This window comes from Candidatus Pelagibacter sp. HIMB1505, assembly GCF_052047915.1.
In the GTDB taxonomy this organism is placed as follows: Bacteria; Pseudomonadota; Alphaproteobacteria; order Pelagibacterales; family Pelagibacteraceae; genus Pelagibacter; species Pelagibacter communis_A.
On sequence record NZ_JBNAIR010000001.1, the window covers coordinates 719,441 to 735,025 of the forward strand.

19 protein-coding genes are annotated in these 15,585 nt (G+C 29.8%); 15 read left to right on the plus strand and 4 right to left on the minus strand.

Going from position 1 to position 15,585, the window contains the following annotated elements; all coding sequences use genetic code 11:
• The first annotated feature begins 5 nt into the window (after window positions 1-5).
• The 6 genes from ACTTAU_RS03780 to phoB all read left to right on the plus strand — a co-directional run bounded on the left by ACTTAU_RS03780 (window position 6) and on the right by phoB (window position 5,933).
• Window positions 6-1,025: a substrate-binding domain-containing protein gene (locus tag ACTTAU_RS03780; RefSeq protein ID WP_438305413.1), complete on the plus strand. Its 1,020-nt coding sequence runs from the start codon at window positions 6-8 to the stop codon at window positions 1,023-1,025.
• A gap of 113 nt (window positions 1,026-1,138) precedes the next feature.
• Entirely contained in the window at window positions 1,139-2,542 is a 1,404-nt protein-coding gene (gene pstC / locus ACTTAU_RS03785; protein WP_438305411.1) for a phosphate ABC transporter permease subunit PstC, read from the plus strand.
• Complete coding sequence (gene pstA / locus ACTTAU_RS03790) at window positions 2,535-3,797, plus strand: phosphate ABC transporter permease PstA (protein ID WP_438305408.1); 1,263 nt, start codon at window positions 2,535-2,537, stop codon at window positions 3,795-3,797. The genes pstC and pstA overlap by 8 nt, the downstream gene beginning before the upstream one ends.
• Window positions 3,798-4,559, plus strand: a complete 762-nt coding sequence (gene pstB, locus ACTTAU_RS03795; RefSeq protein ID WP_438305406.1) for a phosphate ABC transporter ATP-binding protein PstB — start codon at window positions 3,798-3,800, stop codon at window positions 4,557-4,559. It abuts the gene before it with no gap.
• Window positions 4,560-4,562: 3 nt separating this feature from the next.
• A complete protein-coding gene (phoU, locus tag ACTTAU_RS03800) occupies window positions 4,563-5,252 on the plus strand; it encodes a phosphate signaling complex protein PhoU (RefSeq protein WP_438305403.1) in 690 nt (229 codons plus the stop codon).
• Window positions 5,253-5,933 (plus strand): phosphate regulon transcriptional regulator PhoB, encoded by a 681-nt coding sequence (gene phoB, locus ACTTAU_RS03805; RefSeq protein ID WP_438305401.1) that lies wholly within the window; start codon window positions 5,253-5,255, stop codon window positions 5,931-5,933.
• 1 nt (window position 5,934) lies between these two features.
• On the opposite strand, the gene ACTTAU_RS03810 is transcribed toward phoB, so the two are convergent.
• Window positions 5,935-6,156, minus strand: a complete 222-nt coding sequence (locus tag ACTTAU_RS03810; protein ID WP_438305399.1) for a DUF6552 family protein — start codon at window positions 6,154-6,156, stop codon at window positions 5,935-5,937.
• A 91-nt stretch (window positions 6,157-6,247) separates the two neighbouring features.
• Here ACTTAU_RS03810 and ACTTAU_RS03815 point away from each other — a divergent pair, with 91 nt between their 5' ends.
• Window positions 6,248-6,613, plus strand: a complete 366-nt coding sequence (locus tag ACTTAU_RS03815) for a Fur family transcriptional regulator (protein WP_438305396.1) — start codon at window positions 6,248-6,250, stop codon at window positions 6,611-6,613.
• Window positions 6,613-7,077, plus strand: a complete 465-nt coding sequence (locus ACTTAU_RS03820) for a hypothetical protein (RefSeq protein WP_438305394.1) — start codon at window positions 6,613-6,615, stop codon at window positions 7,075-7,077. Before ACTTAU_RS03815 ends, ACTTAU_RS03820 begins: the two co-directional genes overlap by 1 nt.
• A gap of 2 nt (window positions 7,078-7,079) precedes the next feature.
• On the opposite strand, the gene ACTTAU_RS03825 is transcribed toward ACTTAU_RS03820, so the two are convergent.
• Window positions 7,080-8,246, minus strand: a complete 1,167-nt coding sequence (locus ACTTAU_RS03825) for a mandelate racemase/muconate lactonizing enzyme family protein (RefSeq protein WP_438305391.1) — start codon at window positions 8,244-8,246, stop codon at window positions 7,080-7,082.
• Between the two features lie 121 nt (window positions 8,247-8,367).
• Here ACTTAU_RS03825 and ACTTAU_RS03830 point away from each other — a divergent pair, with 121 nt between their 5' ends.
• Genes ACTTAU_RS03830 through ACTTAU_RS03850 form a run of 5 tightly spaced genes read left to right on the plus strand, consistent with a single transcriptional unit; the run spans window position 8,368 to window position 12,582 of the window.
• Window positions 8,368-9,333 (plus strand): tripartite tricarboxylate transporter substrate binding protein, encoded by a 966-nt coding sequence (locus ACTTAU_RS03830; RefSeq protein WP_438305390.1) that lies wholly within the window; start codon window positions 8,368-8,370, stop codon window positions 9,331-9,333.
• A 12-nt stretch (window positions 9,334-9,345) separates the two neighbouring features.
• On the plus strand, window positions 9,346-10,854 hold the full coding sequence (locus ACTTAU_RS03835; protein ID WP_438305389.1) for a tripartite tricarboxylate transporter permease: 1,509 nt from the start codon (window positions 9,346-9,348) through the stop codon (window positions 10,852-10,854).
• A complete protein-coding gene (locus ACTTAU_RS03840; RefSeq protein ID WP_438305387.1) occupies window positions 10,847-11,299 on the plus strand; it encodes a tripartite tricarboxylate transporter TctB family protein in 453 nt (150 codons plus the stop codon). The genes ACTTAU_RS03835 and ACTTAU_RS03840 overlap by 8 nt, the downstream gene beginning before the upstream one ends.
• 6 nt (window positions 11,300-11,305) lie before the next feature.
• Window positions 11,306-12,232 carry an NAD(P)-dependent oxidoreductase gene (locus ACTTAU_RS03845; protein ID WP_438305385.1) on the plus strand — a complete coding sequence of 309 codons (927 nt, stop codon included), beginning with the start codon at window positions 11,306-11,308 and terminating at the stop codon, window positions 12,230-12,232.
• A 14-nt stretch (window positions 12,233-12,246) separates the two neighbouring features.
• Window positions 12,247-12,582 (plus strand): hypothetical protein, encoded by a 336-nt coding sequence (locus ACTTAU_RS03850; protein ID WP_438305383.1) that lies wholly within the window; start codon window positions 12,247-12,249, stop codon window positions 12,580-12,582.
• Here ACTTAU_RS03850 and ACTTAU_RS03855 read toward each other — a convergent pair.
• Window positions 12,569-14,035 (minus strand): DEAD/DEAH box helicase, encoded by a 1,467-nt coding sequence (locus ACTTAU_RS03855; protein ID WP_438305382.1) that lies wholly within the window; start codon window positions 14,033-14,035, stop codon window positions 12,569-12,571. The genes ACTTAU_RS03850 and ACTTAU_RS03855 overlap by 14 nt on opposite strands.
• A gap of 111 nt (window positions 14,036-14,146) precedes the next feature.
• Here ACTTAU_RS03855 and ACTTAU_RS03860 point away from each other — a divergent pair, with 111 nt between their 5' ends.
• The gene (locus tag ACTTAU_RS03860) at window positions 14,147-14,530 is read left to right on the plus strand and encodes a rhodanese-like domain-containing protein (protein WP_438305380.1); all 384 of its coding nucleotides are present in this window, start codon (window positions 14,147-14,149) and stop codon (window positions 14,528-14,530) included.
• Here ACTTAU_RS03860 and ACTTAU_RS03865 read toward each other — a convergent pair.
• The gene (locus ACTTAU_RS03865; protein ID WP_438305378.1) at window positions 14,527-15,027 is read right to left on the minus strand and encodes an invasion associated locus B family protein; all 501 of its coding nucleotides are present in this window, start codon (window positions 15,025-15,027) and stop codon (window positions 14,527-14,529) included. The genes ACTTAU_RS03860 and ACTTAU_RS03865 overlap by 4 nt on opposite strands.
• A 95-nt stretch (window positions 15,028-15,122) precedes the next feature.
• On the opposite strand from ACTTAU_RS03865, the gene ACTTAU_RS03870 reads away from it, so the two are divergent.
• Complete coding sequence (locus ACTTAU_RS03870) at window positions 15,123-15,569, plus strand: YtoQ family protein (protein WP_438305377.1); 447 nt, start codon at window positions 15,123-15,125, stop codon at window positions 15,567-15,569.
• The last annotated feature ends 16 nt before the right edge of the window (window positions 15,570-15,585 follow it).

A 15,585-nucleotide genomic window follows, 5' to 3' on the forward strand; every position in this document is an offset into this window, starting at 1 on the left:
AAATTATGAATAAGTTAGTAAGTTTATTTTTTGGACTTTTGTTAGCTTTAAGTTTTACAACAACAAGCTACTCAAGAGATCAAATTAAGATTGTTGGGTCTTCAACAGTTTATCCATATTCAACAGTAGTTGCAGAAAAATTTGGTAAAGGTAGCAAATTTAAAACACCTGTTATTGAAAGTACTGGTACAGGTGGTGGAATGAAATTGTTCTGCGCTGGCGTAGGCGTAAATCATCCAGATATTACTAATGCTTCAAGAGCAATTAAAACAAATGAAAAATCTTTATGTGAAAAAAATGGTGTATCTGAAATTATAGAAATAGTAGTTGGTAATGATGGAATATCATTTGCTCATGCAGCAAGTTCACCAGATTCTAATTTTACAAAAGAGCAACTTTGGAGAGCTTTAGCAGCAACAGTTGATGTAGATGGAAAATTAGTTGAAAATCCATATAAAAATTGGAGTGATATTGACTCAAGTCTTCCAAATAAAAAAATTGAGATTTTAATTGCACCTCCAACTTCTGGAACTCGAGATGCTTGGAATTCTCTTGTAATGGGAAAAGGTTGTTCAAAAACAGCAAAATCTCTATTTGGTGATAAAGCTAAAAAAGAATGTGTTAAAATGAGAGAAGATGGTTATGCTGTTGAAGCTGGAGAAAATGATACTTTAATTGTACAAAAATTAACTTCTAATCCAGATGCTTATGGTTTCTTTGGATACAGCTATCTAATAGCTAATAAAGATAAAGTCAAAGCAGCTGCAATTGAAGGTGTTAAACCATCTTTAGAAGGCATTCAGGATTATTCATATCCAATTGCTAGACCTTTATTTTTCTATGTAAAAAAAGCTCATATTGGAGTAGTTCCTGGTATCCAAGAATTTTTAAAGGAATTTACTTCTAAAAAATCAATGGGTAACAGAGGTTACTTATCTAAAATTGGTTTAGTGCCACTTGCATCAGATAAGTATGAAGTTACTAGAACAGCTGCTGTAGATTTAAATACAATTGAGATAAAATAAGTTTAAACTTATCCACAACAAAAAGGCCAGTTTTTACTGGCCTTTTTTTTTTATTCAATTCTTAAGTTAATTTGTAATAAATCTGTAACATTTGAAAGATATGAGAGTGGCTCATGAACTTTGTTCTAATATTTCTAATATCAATATTTTCGTTATCATTATTTTTCTATGGAAGATCAAAAACAAAAACTATCTCAATAGAACAGAACATTAAGCTAAATGCTTTACCAAAATTTTATGGTTACTATCTAGTCTTATGGTGTTCAATACCAGCTTTAGTATTTTTACTAATCTGGTCTCTTTTTGAACCCACCATAATTAAATCAATTATTATTGAAGTAGCAGCCAATCAAGGTGCAATTTTTAATGATAAAAATGAAGCAAATTTAATTTATGAAAAGATTAAAGCAATTCATCTTGGAACTTATATTGGAGACATAGACAGCATTTTAAGAGAGAGTGCTCTTTCTTATGCAAAATTTACTAATTTATTTACAAATTCTAAAATAGTTTTAATTTTTGGAATAGTTATTGCTTCAGTTATTTATTCTCTCAATAAAATTAAAAATAATAATAAAGCTAGAGATGATGTTGAGGTAATTTTAAAAGGCTTACTGTTTGTATCATCATTAATTGCAATATTAACAACTCTTGGAATCATTTTTTCACTTTTATTTGAAAGTATTAAATTTTTTTCAGTTATAAATATTTTTGATTATTTATTTGGTACTAACTGGAGTCCCCAGAAAGCGTTTGTAAGAGATGCTTCTTTAATTACAGAGGCAGAGTATGCTGAGTTAAAAGATGCATTTGGTTTTATACCACTTATCGCAGGCACATCATTTATAGCATTTATTGCAATGTTAGTTGCAGTCCCTATTGGACTTTTTTCAGGGATATATATGGCAGAATATGCTTCATTAAAAGTTAGAAGAGTTTCAAAACCAATTATTGAAATTTTAGCCGGCATACCAACTGTTGTTTATGGTTTTTTTGCAGCTTTAACTGTAGGACCTTTTTTTAGAAAGTTAGGAGAAAATTTAGGTTTAACAGTTTCATCAGAAAGTGCCTTAGCTGCAGGGTTAATTATGGGAATTATGATTATTCCATATATTTCATCTTTATCTGATGATGTAATTAATTCTGTTCCACAATCTTTAAGAGATGGTTCTTATGCAATCGGTGCAACAAAATCTGAAACGATTAAAAAAGTTGTTATCCCTGCGGCACTACCAGGAATAATAGGTTCAGTTTTACTTGCTGTATCAAGAGCAATTGGTGAAACGATGATCGTTGTAATGGCTGCAGGTTTGGCTGCTAACCTTACAATTAATCCTTTGGACTCAACAACAACCATTACTACTCAAATAGTAATGATTTTGGTAGGAGACCAAGAATTTGATAGTCCAAAAACACAATCTGCTTTTGCATTAGGCTTAACGTTATTTATAGCAACTTTAATTTTGAATTATATCGCTCAAAGAGCAGTGAAAAAATATCGAGAAAAATATGACTAAGGAACAAAGATTAAAAAAAAGACATAGTGCTGAAAAGAGATTTAGGTTTTATGGTCTTGCTTCAATATTTATTGCTTTATTATTTGTAGTCATTTTAGTTCATAATATTTTTTCAAAAGGTAGTTCAGCATTTATGAAAACAGCAATTAATGTTGATGTTTTTTTTGATCAGGAGTTATTAGGTATTCCAAATAATCCATCAAAAGAACAGATATCTGATGCTGATTTATATGATGTAGCTATTGAAAGTATTTTAAAGGTTTATCCAGCTTCTGGTTTAGATCAAGAAAATGCATTGATAGATTTATTTACAATTGATGCAGAAATAGAAATTAAAAAAGCATTAATCAAAAACCCTAATTTAATTGGAAAAACAATTACTTTAGAAATTACTGCTTCTGATGATATTGATCAGTTGCACAAAGGAAATTACCCAAGAGAATTACCTGAAGAAAGAAGAAGAATTTCAGATTATCAACTTCAAATTTACGATACTTTGGTTGAAGATAATAAAATAGTTAAAAATTTTAATACCTATTATTTCCAAAATGGAGATTCTCGTGATCCTGAGCTAGCAGGTATTGGGGGTGCATTGGTTGGTTCTTTTTATAGTATTTTGATTTGTTTATTACTATCGTTTCCTGTTGCAGTTTTAGCCTCAATTTATTTAGAAGAGTTTGCGCCAAAAAATAAGATTACTGATTTTATAGAAATTAATATTAATAATTTAGCTGCAGTTCCTTCAATTGTTTATGGATTGTTAGCGCTTCAAATATTATTAGCAACTATTCAATTACCAAGATCAACTCCTTTAGTAGCTGGAATTACACTTGCTTTGATGACTTTACCAAGAATTATTATTCCTTGTAGAGCATCTTTAAAAGCAGTCCCACCTTCAATTAGAGAAGGTGCTTTAGCTGTTGGTGCATCAAAATTTCAATCTGTATTTCATCATGTAGTTCCTCTAGCACTTCCAGGAACTTTATCAGGAACTATAATTGGATTAGCACAAGCGCTTGGTGAGACTGCACCCTTGATATTAATTGGTATGGTTGCATTTGTTGTAGATATTCCATCTACACCAATTGATCCTTCTTCATCATTACCAGTTCAGGTATATTTATGGTCAGAGTCTGCTGAAAGAGGTTTTGTTGAAAAAACTTCAGCTACTATAATGATGCTATTAAGTTTTTTAATTGTAATGAATTTTTTAGCAGTATATTTAAGACAAAAATTTGAAAAAAGATGGAATTAAATGAGTAATACAAAAATTAAATCTAAAAATTTGAATGTTTTTTATGGAGAAAAACAAGCTCTATTTGATGTGAATTTAGATTTAAATGAAAAAGAAGTAACAGCTCTTATTGGCCCATCAGGTTGTGGTAAGTCTACTTTTATTAGATGTATAAATAGAATGAATGATGTAATCGATATTTGCAAAGTAACTGGCAATATAGAAATTGATGGAATTGAAATTAATGATAAAAATTTAGATGTTGTATCTCTTCGTGAAAGAGTTGGAATGGTATTTCAAAAACCAAATCCTTTCCCTAAAAGTATTTATGATAATATTTCTTATGGCCCTAAAATTCATGGTAAAGGCGAGAGTAAAGATGAGCTTGATGAGATTGTTGAAAGTAGTTTGAGAAAAGCAGCATTATGGGAAGAAGTTAAAGATAGATTAGATGAACCTGGAACAGGTTTATCTGGTGGTCAACAGCAAAGGCTATGTATTGCAAGAGCAATTTCTGTAAATCCTGAAGTAATATTAATGGATGAGCCTTGTTCTGCACTTGATCCCATTGCAACAGCTAAAATTGAAGAATTGATTGATGAACTTAAAACAGCTTATACAATTGTTATTGTTACTCACTCAATGGCCCAAGCAGTCAGAGTTTCACAGAAAACAGGCTTTTTTCATTTAGGAAAGTTAATTGAAGTAGGAGAAACTGAAAAAATATTTAAAAATCCTGACAATAAAATGACACAAGATTATATTACAGGTAGGTTTGGATAACATATGAGTGAACATACAGTAAAATCATACGAAGAAGAATTAAGACAGTTAATCGACTCTGTTATTAAAATGGGGAGTTTAACTGAATCTCAAATGGCAGACTCGATGGATGCAATTATTAAAGTCGATAAAGATGCTATTGATAAAATTATAAAGAGTGATGATGAGATAAATAAATTTAGATCAAAAATTGATACTCAAATCATGACCCTGCTTGTAAAAAGAGCACCTATGGCAATTGATTTAAGAGAAACAATTAGTTCATTAAAAATTTCTCAAGATCTAGAGAGAATTGGCGATTTATCTAAAAGTAATGCAAAAAAAATTAAACCGTTACCACAAGATTTACCTGATGAATTATTAGGTAACTTAAAAAGATTGGGAGATTTAGTTATAAAACAATTGAAAGAAGTTTTAGATAGTTTTGTAAACAAAGATTTTGATAAAGCTAAAGAAGTTTGGGAAAAAGATGAACAAGTTGATAATCTGACTTATATAGCAATGGAAAGTGTAATTGATTTTTTATCAAAAGATAAAAAGAATTTAGATTTTTCTACCCATTTAATTTTCGCTACTAAAAATTTAGAAAGAGCAGGAGACCATATTACTAATATTGCAGAAAATGTTTGTTATTTAGTAAAAGGTGAATATTTAAAAGGTAATAGACCTAAAGGTAGAGTTATCCAAGAATAAATGAATGGTAAAATTTTTATTATTGAAGATGAGACTTCAATAATTAAACTCGTTCAACATAATCTTGAAAAAGAAGGTTTTATCGTTTCATCATCAGAAAATGGCAATGAGGGCTTAAAACAGTTAAAGAAATTTGAACCAAATTTACTTTTATTAGATTGGATGCTTCCAGATTTATCTGGCATTGAAATTTGCAAACATATTCGAAAAGATAACAAATTTAAAACTTTACCTATAATAATGTTAACCGCAAAAGGTGAAGAAGAAGATAAGATAAAAGGATTAGAAAGTGGAGTTGATGATTATTTAACTAAACCATTCAGCTACAAAGAATTATTAGCTAGAATTAAAGCTGTCCTTAGAAGATCTAATCCTGAAATTGTTTCAAATAATCTTCAATTTGAAGATTTATTGTTAGATAGGATTGAAAAAAGAGTATTCAGAAATAACTTAGAAGTTAAACTAGGTCCTACAGAATTTAGATTATTAGAGTTTTTTTTAATGAACCCAAAAAGGGTTTATAGCAGAGACCAAATTTTAGAAAATGTTTGGCCAAATAACATTAATGTAGAAAGCAGAACTATAGATGTTCATATTAGAAGGCTTAGACAATCAATTAATATTGATAATAAAAAAGAATTGATTAGAACAGTTCGAGCTTCAGGCTACTCTTTAATTTAAGCTAAAATATAACTTTATAAATTCCAATTAAAAACAAAGGTATCTGTAGACCAAAATTAGTTAGTATCGCCTTATCTTTTGATAGAAATCCTGCGATTGTCCAGCCTACAACTCCTAATCCATGAAAATAAATGTTAATAGGGTAGTAGTTTAAATTAGTAAGTAATATTCCAATTAATACTAAAGCTGTACTTATCCATTTAAGATATTTTTTAATAAACATATTCATTATTTATCCTAATCTTTTTATTTAGTGTGTGAAATTAATATTATATTTTTACTTGATTTATAAATATGTTATGTTATAACATAACATGTCAAATACAGAAATAGTTTTTAATATTATAAAAAAGTCTTCAAAAAACCTCACTGCTTACGAAATTTTAGATAAGTTGCAGAAAATTAAAAAGACACAACCTATGACGGTTTATCGAGCGCTTGATAAACTGATTGAAGAAGAAAGAATTCACAAAAACTCTATTAATAAAACATTTGTTCTTTGCAATCATGATCATGAAGAAGACCACAATACTGCTTTAGCAATTTGTAAAAAATGTGGAGGCACTGAAGAATTAAAATCCAATGTATTTACCGAAATTCTTAAAAAGAAATCACTTAAAAATTATGACTTAAATGATTTTTCTATGCAAATCATCACAACATGTAAGGGATGTAACTAATGAAAAAAATAAGTTTTTTAACTTTTAGTATTTATATTTTAACTCTAACTTTTGCTAAGGCTGCTGAAGGACACTCTCATGAATTACCTGAATTTTTACATTTTATTGAAGATATAATTGAAGGTAATGACATTTATAGAGGTTTTGTATTTGGTTTTATTCATACTTTAATTCCATTAATTGGTTTTTATTCTGGCTGGAGCATCAATCGGTTTTTAAAAATAGTATCCAATGGAGCTATTGCTGGAATTGTTGGAATCGTTTTTGCTCACATTATTGCTGATTTTATAGCAGCATTAGCTGATCCAAGTTTAAAAAGTGCAGCAATAGGAATTGTCTTAGGTGGTTTTTTACCATTAATAGCAGTTCCATTTTTAGAAAAATATGTCACCAAAAGTAAATATCACACAGTGGTTGGTGATCATGAAGATTTAGAAAAGGATTTGAAAAGCAAACATAAATAATCTTAATTAAATAATTTTTTAAATAAGTTATTTAATTTATCTTTTTTTTCATAACCCATTCCAATAAATTTTGGAAAGGTTACATAACTGTTTTCGACAGTTGAGGAGTCTGGAAAACCACCAAAAGGTTGAAATAAACTTGGATATATTTCATTTCCTCCAAGATTTAATCCAGCTGCAATATTACATGAAATTTGATGTCCACCATGAGGAATTACTCTTGTAGAGCTCCAATTATTTTCATTCATCATTTTTAAGGTTCTTAAATATTCAACAAGACCATAACTTAAAGAGCAATCAAATTGTAACCAATCAATATCGCTTCGCATTCCACCATAACGAATTAGATTTCTAGCATCTTGCATGGAGAATAAATTCTCACCTGTTGCTAATCCATTTTTATAACTTTCAGACAACTTTGCATTTAATTCGTAGTCTAAAGGATCACCTGCTTCCTCATACCATTTAAGATTGTAAGGCTCCATGGCTTTGCTATATTCAATTGCAGTTTTAAGATCAAATCTTCCGTTTGCATCAACACATAAGTTTTTTCCATCACCAACAATTTTTAAAACACTTTCAATTCTATTGATGTCATCTTTTAATGATGCTCCTCCAATTTTCATTTTAACTGTAGTAAATCCTAAATCTAAATAACTTTTCATTTCATCTTGAAGCATTTGAATGTCTTTGCCTGGATAATAATAGCCACCTGCAGCATAGACAAAAATTTTATTAGTAAATTTTCCGTTGCCATATTCTTTTGCTAAATGTTCATATAATGGAACTCTTGCAATTTTAGACACAACATCCCACACTGCCATATCGATTGTACCCACCGCTGTACTTCGCTCACCATGTCCACCTGGCTTTTCATTTTGCATTAATACTTTCCAAATTTTTTCAGGACTAAAATTAGTTCCATCATCATTTAGTAATTCTTTTTCTTCAGCTTCTTTTAATCTTGGAATAAATCTTTTTGTTAAAAGCTCACTTACAGCGTATCGGCCATTTGAATGAAAACCATAACCAACTATATTTTCACCATCAACTTTTACATCTGTTTTAATTGCAACTACACTACAATCCATTTTGGCAAAACTGATGTATGCATTTTTAATTTCTGAGCTAATTGGAACGATCTTTTCTTGAATATCGATAATTTTCATAAGTTTTAGTTGGTAATTAGATTAAAAATTAGTGTTAATAAATTTTAACCACATTGACAATTATACAAGTTAAATCTAGGTTTCCAGCTTTATTATACAAATAATTAACAAGAGGAAATAAATGAAATTAAGAACTTTCTTAACTAATTTCCTAGCAGCGTTATCACTTTTAGTAATCACTATCAGTGGTGCTAATGCAGGAAGTCATAGTAAAAGTGTTACAAATATAATCCCATTTGGACCTGGCGGCGAGTCTGATGTCACTGCTAGAATGCAACAACCTTATTATAAAGACATTTATAATAGTGATATCGTTGTACAATATAAACCAGGTGGCGGGGGATCAGTAGGTTGGTCTTCTTTAAATTCTGAAAAAGGTGATGGAAGTGTAATCATGGGGGTTAACCTTCCGCACATTATTATGCAACCAATTGCAAAAGGCGACAGTGCTGGTTACAAAACTGATGACATTAATGTGTTTTCATTTTTCCACTACACTCCAGATGCAATCTTAGTAGAGGCGTCAAGCCCATACAAATCTCTTGCAGATTTAATTGATTATGCAAAGAAAAATCCAGGTAAATTAACTTTTAGTGGATCAGGAACTTATTCAGCTAATCACTTATTAACAATTTCACTAAACCAAAAAGCAGGTATCAAAACTACTTATGTACCATTTAAAGGTACAGGTGCAGCAGTTCAAGCATTACTTGGTAAACAAGTTGTAGCTGAAGCTGGTTATTCAACTGTAGCAGCTAAACAAGGTTCTAAAGTTAGAATGTTGGCAGTTGCATCAGAAGGAAGACTTCCTGCATTTCCTGATGTTCCAACCTTTAAAGAGTTAGGATTTGACATTGTTTCAGGTGCTTACAGAGGTTACGCGTTACCAAAATCTGCATCTAAAGAGACTGTAAAAGAATGGTCAGACAGAATTATGAAAATTAATTCTGATCCTAAGTTCAAAAAACAGATGGAAGACGGTGCTTTCGTAGTTGTTAATATCGGTCATGATCAAATAGATAGTTTCATGAAAGAGCAAAAAGCAGCTAATGAAGCAATTGCTAAAGAACTTGGTTTAATTAAATAATTAAATCATTAGATGGCAAATCTTTTTGCAGATTTTTTGTCATCACTAAGTCTTCTTAACTTAGGCTTAGCATTTTTAGGAGTTCTGGCAGGGATCATTATTGGGGCCTTGCCAGGACTTTCAGCAACGATGGCTGTTGCTATTTTAGTTCCCTTTACTTTTGCATTAGAACCCTCATCAGGATTAATTGTTCTTGGAGCAATATACACTGGTGCTATATTTGGTGGTTCATGGTCAGCAATTTTAATTAATACTCCTGGTACTCCTTCAGCGGTTGCAACTACATTTGATGGTTATCCACTAGCTAAAAAAGGAGATGGAGATCTTGCAATGTCTATAAGTTGCATGTCTTCTTTTGTTGGCGGTATTGTAGGTGTAATTTGTTTAGCATTATTTGCCCCACCTTTAGCAAGTGTCTCTTTAATGTTTGGACCGACAGAATATTTTTGGTTAGCGTTATTAGGTTTAACTTTAATTTCAACTCTATCAGAAGGAGATAATATTAAATCTCTAATTGGAGCTTGCATTGGATTATTAATGTCAATGATTGGTGTTGCTGTAGTTGGTGGTGATATGAGAATGACCTGGAATATAAGTTTTTTAAATAGTGGAATTGAAATTGTAAGTGCCATGATTGGTCTTTTCTGTATCCCGGTCATTTTAGATTTAACTAGTATGAAAGGAAAACACTTAGGAGATAATGAAACTCCTAAAAGTTTAAGATTAAAAGAGTCATTTTTAATAATGATTAAAAATAAATTTGAAGCAATTCGAGGTGCTTTAATTGGTACATTTGTTGGAATTTTACCAGGTGCAGGAGGAAGTATCGCTAGTATCGTCTCTTATGGAGAGGCAAAAAGAACCTCAAAAAATAAAGAGAATTTTGGAAAAGGAGAACCTGAAGGATTGATTGCATCCGAAACTGCAAATAATGCAACAGTTGGTGGTGGATTTGTTCCTACTTTATGTTTGGGTATTCCAGGAACACCTCCAGATGCAGTAATTTTAGGAGCATTACTTGTTCAGGGAATTAGAACAGGGGACACTTTATTTACCCAACAATCTTCAATTGTTTACACGTTTATATTTGGTTTAGCTCTTGCAACAATCATGATGTTGCCACTTGGATTATTGATGGGAAGATATGCTTATAAGTCTTTATTAAAAGTTCCAAAACAAGTTCTTATTCCAATAATAATATTTTTAACCATTATTGGCAGTTACTCTATTCAAAATAATATTTTAAATGTTTATTTTATGTTTTTCTTTGGTCTTATTGGCTGGGTTTTAAATAGAGCAGGTTTTAAAGCATCCCCAATTGTTCTTGGTTTAGTCTTAGGTCAAATAGCAGAACAAGGGTTCGTTCAAGCTTATATTATTGGAAATGCGCAGGGGAGTATTGTTGCAAATTACTTTGCAAGACCGATATCATTTGTTTTAGTGTTATTAATTATTATCAGTTTATTTTTGCCAGCTTTTAAAAAATTATACAAAAGAAGAAAAGGAATTGTAAATGATTAAGGATTTAACATCATTAATTTCTGGAGTTTGTTTTATTTTATTGTCTTTTGTTTTATTTTATGAAGCAAACCAATTAAGTCCATTTGCTTCAGTTTTTCCGTATGCAATTACTTCTGTCTTATTGTTATTGTCAGTTATCTTAATTTATCGATCGTTAAAGTTAGAAATTAAAGTAGATAAAGAGAAGGTAGATACTTTAAAAATAATTTTACTCTGCATTGTATTTTTTGCTTGGATTTATTTTTTAGAAAGAACTGGATTTATTTTAACTAGTTTAATTGCTTTCAATTTATTAATATTAGTTAATACAGGTTTAAATTTTAGTATAAAAAAAATCATACTTTATATGGTGTTAGGTAGTTTATTCATTTTACTTTTATATTTTGGGTTTAAAAATCTATTATTAGTACCCCTTCCTGAAGGTCTTTGGTTTAGAGATCTATAATTTTTAATGATTAAAATTTTAATTACAGAGTTTATTAATCAAAATAGTTTAGATTTATTAAATGATAAATTTAAAGTTAATTATGATGATAAACTTTGGGAAAAAGTTGATAAAATAAAAGAAATAATAAATGATTATGATGGTTTAATTGTAAGAAACAAAACCCAAGTTAACCAGAATATTTTAAAACAAACTAATAATTTAAAGTTCGTAGGAAGATTGGGAGTTGGGTTAGATAATATTGATACAAAATTTTGTGAAGAAAAAAATATCCATGTTCAGCCGGCAACAGGAATGAATGCAGACTCTGTTGTAGAATATGTTGTATCCTCTTCATTATCTTTGATTAAAAAAATACCTTTATTTCATAATGGAACTATCAAAGGTGAATGGCCAAGAACTTCAATTAAATCTGAAGAGATAAGTGGTAAAACTTTAGGACTAATTGGTTATGGTACAATTGGAAGAAAAGTTTCAAACTATTGTTCAAACCTTGGTTTAAATATCATTGCTTATGATCCTTATTTGAAAGATCAAACTGCCAATCAAAATGTTAAGTTTGTTGAGTTAGATGAAATATATGGAACATCTAATATTATATCTCTTCACTTACCACTTACAGATGAAACAAAAAATCTAATAAATAAAAGCTCATTTTCAAAAATGAAAGAAAAACCAATTATAATAAATACCTCCAGAGGATCAGTTATAAATGAAGATGATTTAATTGAGGCTTATAATGTTAATCTTATTTCTGGGTTTGCTTTAGATGTATTCGAAAATGAACCAATAAAAGAAAGTTTTTATAATAAAATTAAAAGCAATATGAATTGTATTTTAACCCCACATATCTCTGGAGTGACTACTCAATCTAATGAAAGAGTTTGTAATTTTATAACTGATAAAACATTAGAGTTTTTTAAAAATAGATAAGATAAAGTTTAATTATGATATTTTTAATTAAAATATTAATTGCTGCAACCTTAATATCATTTGCAAGCTGGCTTTCAGGTCAATATCCAAAGTTAGCTGGATTTATAATAGCACTACCTATCGCTTCATTAATTGCAATTATCTTTTCATATTATGAACATCAAGATATTGAAAAGACAATAACGTTTACAAAAAGTATACTAATTGCCGTACCTGTCAGTTATTTATTTTTTCTACCATTCTTTTTCGCAAATTCATTGAATATGAATTTCTGGCTTATTTACGCTAGTGGAATATTTCTGCTTGTGGGTGGATATTTCATCCACAAATACTTAATTAATTTCTTTTAAATCTTTTAAATTTAAAATTTTTAGGTCTTTTTCTATTTTTAAACTTTTTTTTATTTTTAAATGAGGATTTTCGATCATCATTTGATCTAGAATTTTCATCATTTTTTTTACCAAAATATTGAGGGTTATTTGTATAACCAAAAGGCTTTTTATCTTTTAAAGCCTTCTTTCTATTATCATTTTTCTTATTAAATTTTTTCCTACCTCTAAAACCAGACTCTTTATTGTCATCTCTTTTAAAGAATTTCTTTTTGTCTCTAAAGTTTGGTTTTTTATCATCTCTAAATCGTTTATTTTTATTAAAAGAACCTTTAACTTTTTTACCACCTCTAAAATTTTTCTTTTGGTTCCTGTCTCTTTGTGGTGTTTTGTAATTTGGATCAATTAATTTACTAATTGAATTCCACATCGATCGATCACTTGGAGTTAAAAAAGTTAAAGCAGAGCCATCTTTTCCTGCTCGACCAGTTCTTCCAATTCTATGAATATAATCCTCTGGTACCTGTGGTAGATCATAATTTATAACGTGTTTAATAACTGGGATATCTAATCCACGTGCAGCAACATCAGTTGCAACTAAAATTCGACTGTTTCCATTTCTAAATCCAGTAATTACTCGATCTCTTTTACTCTGTCTTAAATTTCCATGAATAGCATCTGCTTTATGACCATCAAACTTTAATCGTTTAACAATTTTATCTGCCCCATGTTTGGTTTTAACAAATACTAAAATTGATCCTGATCGCTCCACTAGTTGATTAATTAACTCGTGATATTTTTTATCTTGTGTAATTTCAAAAGTTTCTTGTTTAATTTTTTCAATTGGAGTTGATAATGAACCAACTGAAATTCTTTCAGGATTATTTAAATATTTTTGAGAAATTCTTAAAATATTATCAGGTAGTGTTGCTGAAAATAATAATGTTTGATGATCTTTTGGAACGTAGTTTAAAATTTCTTCTATTTGAGGAGTAAAACCCATATCCAACATTCGATCTGTTTCATCAAGTACTAAATAGTTAACTTTGGATAAATCTAAACTCTTTCTCTTTAAGTGATCATTAATTCTTCCAGGAGTTCCAACTATAATTCTTGCACGTTTGCCAAGTTTTCTAAGTTGTTTTTGCATGCTCTCACCACCAATTAATAAAGCATTACCAATTCCAATTTCTCTAACATTTAATTTTAAAACGGTTGCCATCACTTGCGTTGCAAGTTCACGTGTTGGGCAAACTATTAATGCCATAGCATTTTTGTCTTTTAAAAGTTTATTTATCATTGGAATGGTAAAAGCTAGCGTTTTACCTGTTCCGGTTTGTGCAGTTCCTAATATATCTCTTCCTGTTAAACTAACTGGAATAGATTGGCTTTGAATAGGAGTTGGAGTTTTAAAGTCTGCAAGCTCAATTGATTTTTTAAGCTTATTTTCTATTTGTAAATCTGAAAAGTTCATTGAGGTTGGGAAAAGTATAAATATATATATTTTAACTGCGCTTATATCTTTAATAGTGGATAGTGCAATATAAGAAATTGATTATAAATTTTTTTGATATAAATAATACTTATGGCAATCAAATCAGCACAACAATTAGTCCAAGAAGCTTATACTGAGGTTAAAACCATCAATACCGATCAGGCATTAACATTAGTTAAAGAGAACAAATGTAATCTAATTGATATTAGAGACGTTAGGGAATTAGAAAAAGAGGGAAGAATAGAAAATGCAGTTCATATTCCAAGAGGAATGTTAGAGTTTTGGATAGATCCAAATAGCCAATATTTTAAAGAAGGAAAATTAGACCTTAATAAAGAAATAGTTTTATTTTGTGCAGCAGGATCAAGATCAGCATTAGCTGCTAAAGCATTACAGGATATGGGATTTGAAAAAGTATCTCATGTTGAAGGTGGCTTTGGTGCAATTAAACAAAGTAATTTTAAAATTATTTAGTTTGAGGCAATTTTCTTAAATTCTTTACTAAATCCGTTTAAACCAAGATTGATATTTATTTTTTGGCCATTTGGTGCAACGTACTCTAAATTCATTTCATTTCCTTTTTGAAATTTACTTAACGTTTCATCTTTAACCATCATGCTGGTAATACATCCATTTTGCCTGCAAATATTAAAACCATATGGTTTTTCACTAATAAATTTTCCATCAAAACCAATTTTAACTCCTTGTGGTATTGATGTTCCAAGAGGACTAATCAATACAAATCTAACATTGTTAGATCCTGACTTTGTTTGCATTGCAATAGTAACTATCTTTTGTTTCATTTCTTTATCTACAAACACACTTCTTTCAAGAACACATTGTTTTTTATCATCTGCAGAGCAATTACTGATCCATTCTCCTTCATACAATTTTGAATTTTTTTCTTCTGCTTGAAGGTGTATTGGAGCAAAAATAGTTATTAAAATGATTAGAAATTTTAAAATTTTCATTAATCAAGTGGTAGACCATACATGTGATAATTCAACCGTTAATCTTGTTAAATTTATACAATCAGGTTATTTTGATTAAAAAATAAAGAATTAAAATGTTAAAAGTTTATTTAGCTGGTGAAATTCATACGAATTGGCGAGAAGAAATAATTGAAAATTGTAAAAAAGAAAATTTAGATATCAAATTTTCATCTCCTGTAACTGATCATCCTTCATCTGATGATTGTGGAGTTGAGATTTTAGGCCCTGAAGAGAAAAATTTCTGGAAAGATCGAAAGGGCGCAAATATCAATTCAATTCGAACTAAAAAATCTATTAAAGACAGCGATGTCGTTGTTGTTAAATTTGGCGAAAAATATAAGCAATGGAATGCAGCATTTGATGCAGGTTATGCAGCAGCTTTAGATAAATCAATCATTGTAATCCATAGTGAAGATCACCAGCATGCTTTAAAAGAAGTCGATGCTGCAGCTTCAGCCATTGCTTCTGATCAAAAACAGGTTGTTAGAATATTAAAGTATGTCATTGAAGGCACCTTGTAAATTTTGTTTACGAGAC

Excerpts from the sequence above, each read along its gene's own strand:
- ACTTAU_RS03780 (WP_438305413.1), top strand. The coding sequence starts at position 6 with ATGAATAAGTTAGTAAGTTTATTTTTTGGACTTTTGTTAGCTTTAAGT.
- pstC (WP_438305411.1), top strand. The coding sequence starts at position 1,139 with ATGAACTTTGTTCTAATATTTCTAATATCAATATTTTCGTTATCATTA.
- pstA (WP_438305408.1), top strand. The coding sequence starts at position 2,535 with ATGACTAAGGAACAAAGATTAAAAAAAAGACATAGTGCTGAAAAGAGA.
- pstB (WP_438305406.1), top strand. The coding sequence starts at position 3,798 with ATGAGTAATACAAAAATTAAATCTAAAAATTTGAATGTTTTTTATGGA.
- phoU (WP_438305403.1), top strand. The coding sequence starts at position 4,563 with ATGAGTGAACATACAGTAAAATCATACGAAGAAGAATTAAGACAGTTA.
- phoB (WP_438305401.1), top strand. The coding sequence starts at position 5,253 with ATGAATGGTAAAATTTTTATTATTGAAGATGAGACTTCAATAATTAAA.
- ACTTAU_RS03810 (WP_438305399.1), bottom strand. The coding sequence starts at position 6,156 with ATGTTTATTAAAAAATATCTTAAATGGATAAGTACAGCTTTAGTATTA.
- ACTTAU_RS03815 (WP_438305396.1), top strand. The coding sequence starts at position 6,248 with ATGTCAAATACAGAAATAGTTTTTAATATTATAAAAAAGTCTTCAAAA.
- ACTTAU_RS03820 (WP_438305394.1), top strand. The coding sequence starts at position 6,613 with ATGAAAAAAATAAGTTTTTTAACTTTTAGTATTTATATTTTAACTCTA.
- ACTTAU_RS03825 (WP_438305391.1), bottom strand. The coding sequence starts at position 8,246 with ATGAAAATTATCGATATTCAAGAAAAGATCGTTCCAATTAGCTCAGAA.
- ACTTAU_RS03830 (WP_438305390.1), top strand. The coding sequence starts at position 8,368 with ATGAAATTAAGAACTTTCTTAACTAATTTCCTAGCAGCGTTATCACTT.
- ACTTAU_RS03835 (WP_438305389.1), top strand. The coding sequence starts at position 9,346 with ATGGCAAATCTTTTTGCAGATTTTTTGTCATCACTAAGTCTTCTTAAC.
- ACTTAU_RS03840 (WP_438305387.1), top strand. The coding sequence starts at position 10,847 with ATGATTAAGGATTTAACATCATTAATTTCTGGAGTTTGTTTTATTTTA.
- ACTTAU_RS03845 (WP_438305385.1), top strand. The coding sequence starts at position 11,306 with ATGATTAAAATTTTAATTACAGAGTTTATTAATCAAAATAGTTTAGAT.
- ACTTAU_RS03850 (WP_438305383.1), top strand. The coding sequence starts at position 12,247 with ATGATATTTTTAATTAAAATATTAATTGCTGCAACCTTAATATCATTT.
- ACTTAU_RS03855 (WP_438305382.1), bottom strand. The coding sequence starts at position 14,035 with ATGAACTTTTCAGATTTACAAATAGAAAATAAGCTTAAAAAATCAATT.
- ACTTAU_RS03860 (WP_438305380.1), top strand. The coding sequence starts at position 14,147 with ATGGCAATCAAATCAGCACAACAATTAGTCCAAGAAGCTTATACTGAG.
- ACTTAU_RS03865 (WP_438305378.1), bottom strand. The coding sequence starts at position 15,027 with ATGAAAATTTTAAAATTTCTAATCATTTTAATAACTATTTTTGCTCCA.
- ACTTAU_RS03870 (WP_438305377.1), top strand. The coding sequence starts at position 15,123 with ATGTTAAAAGTTTATTTAGCTGGTGAAATTCATACGAATTGGCGAGAA.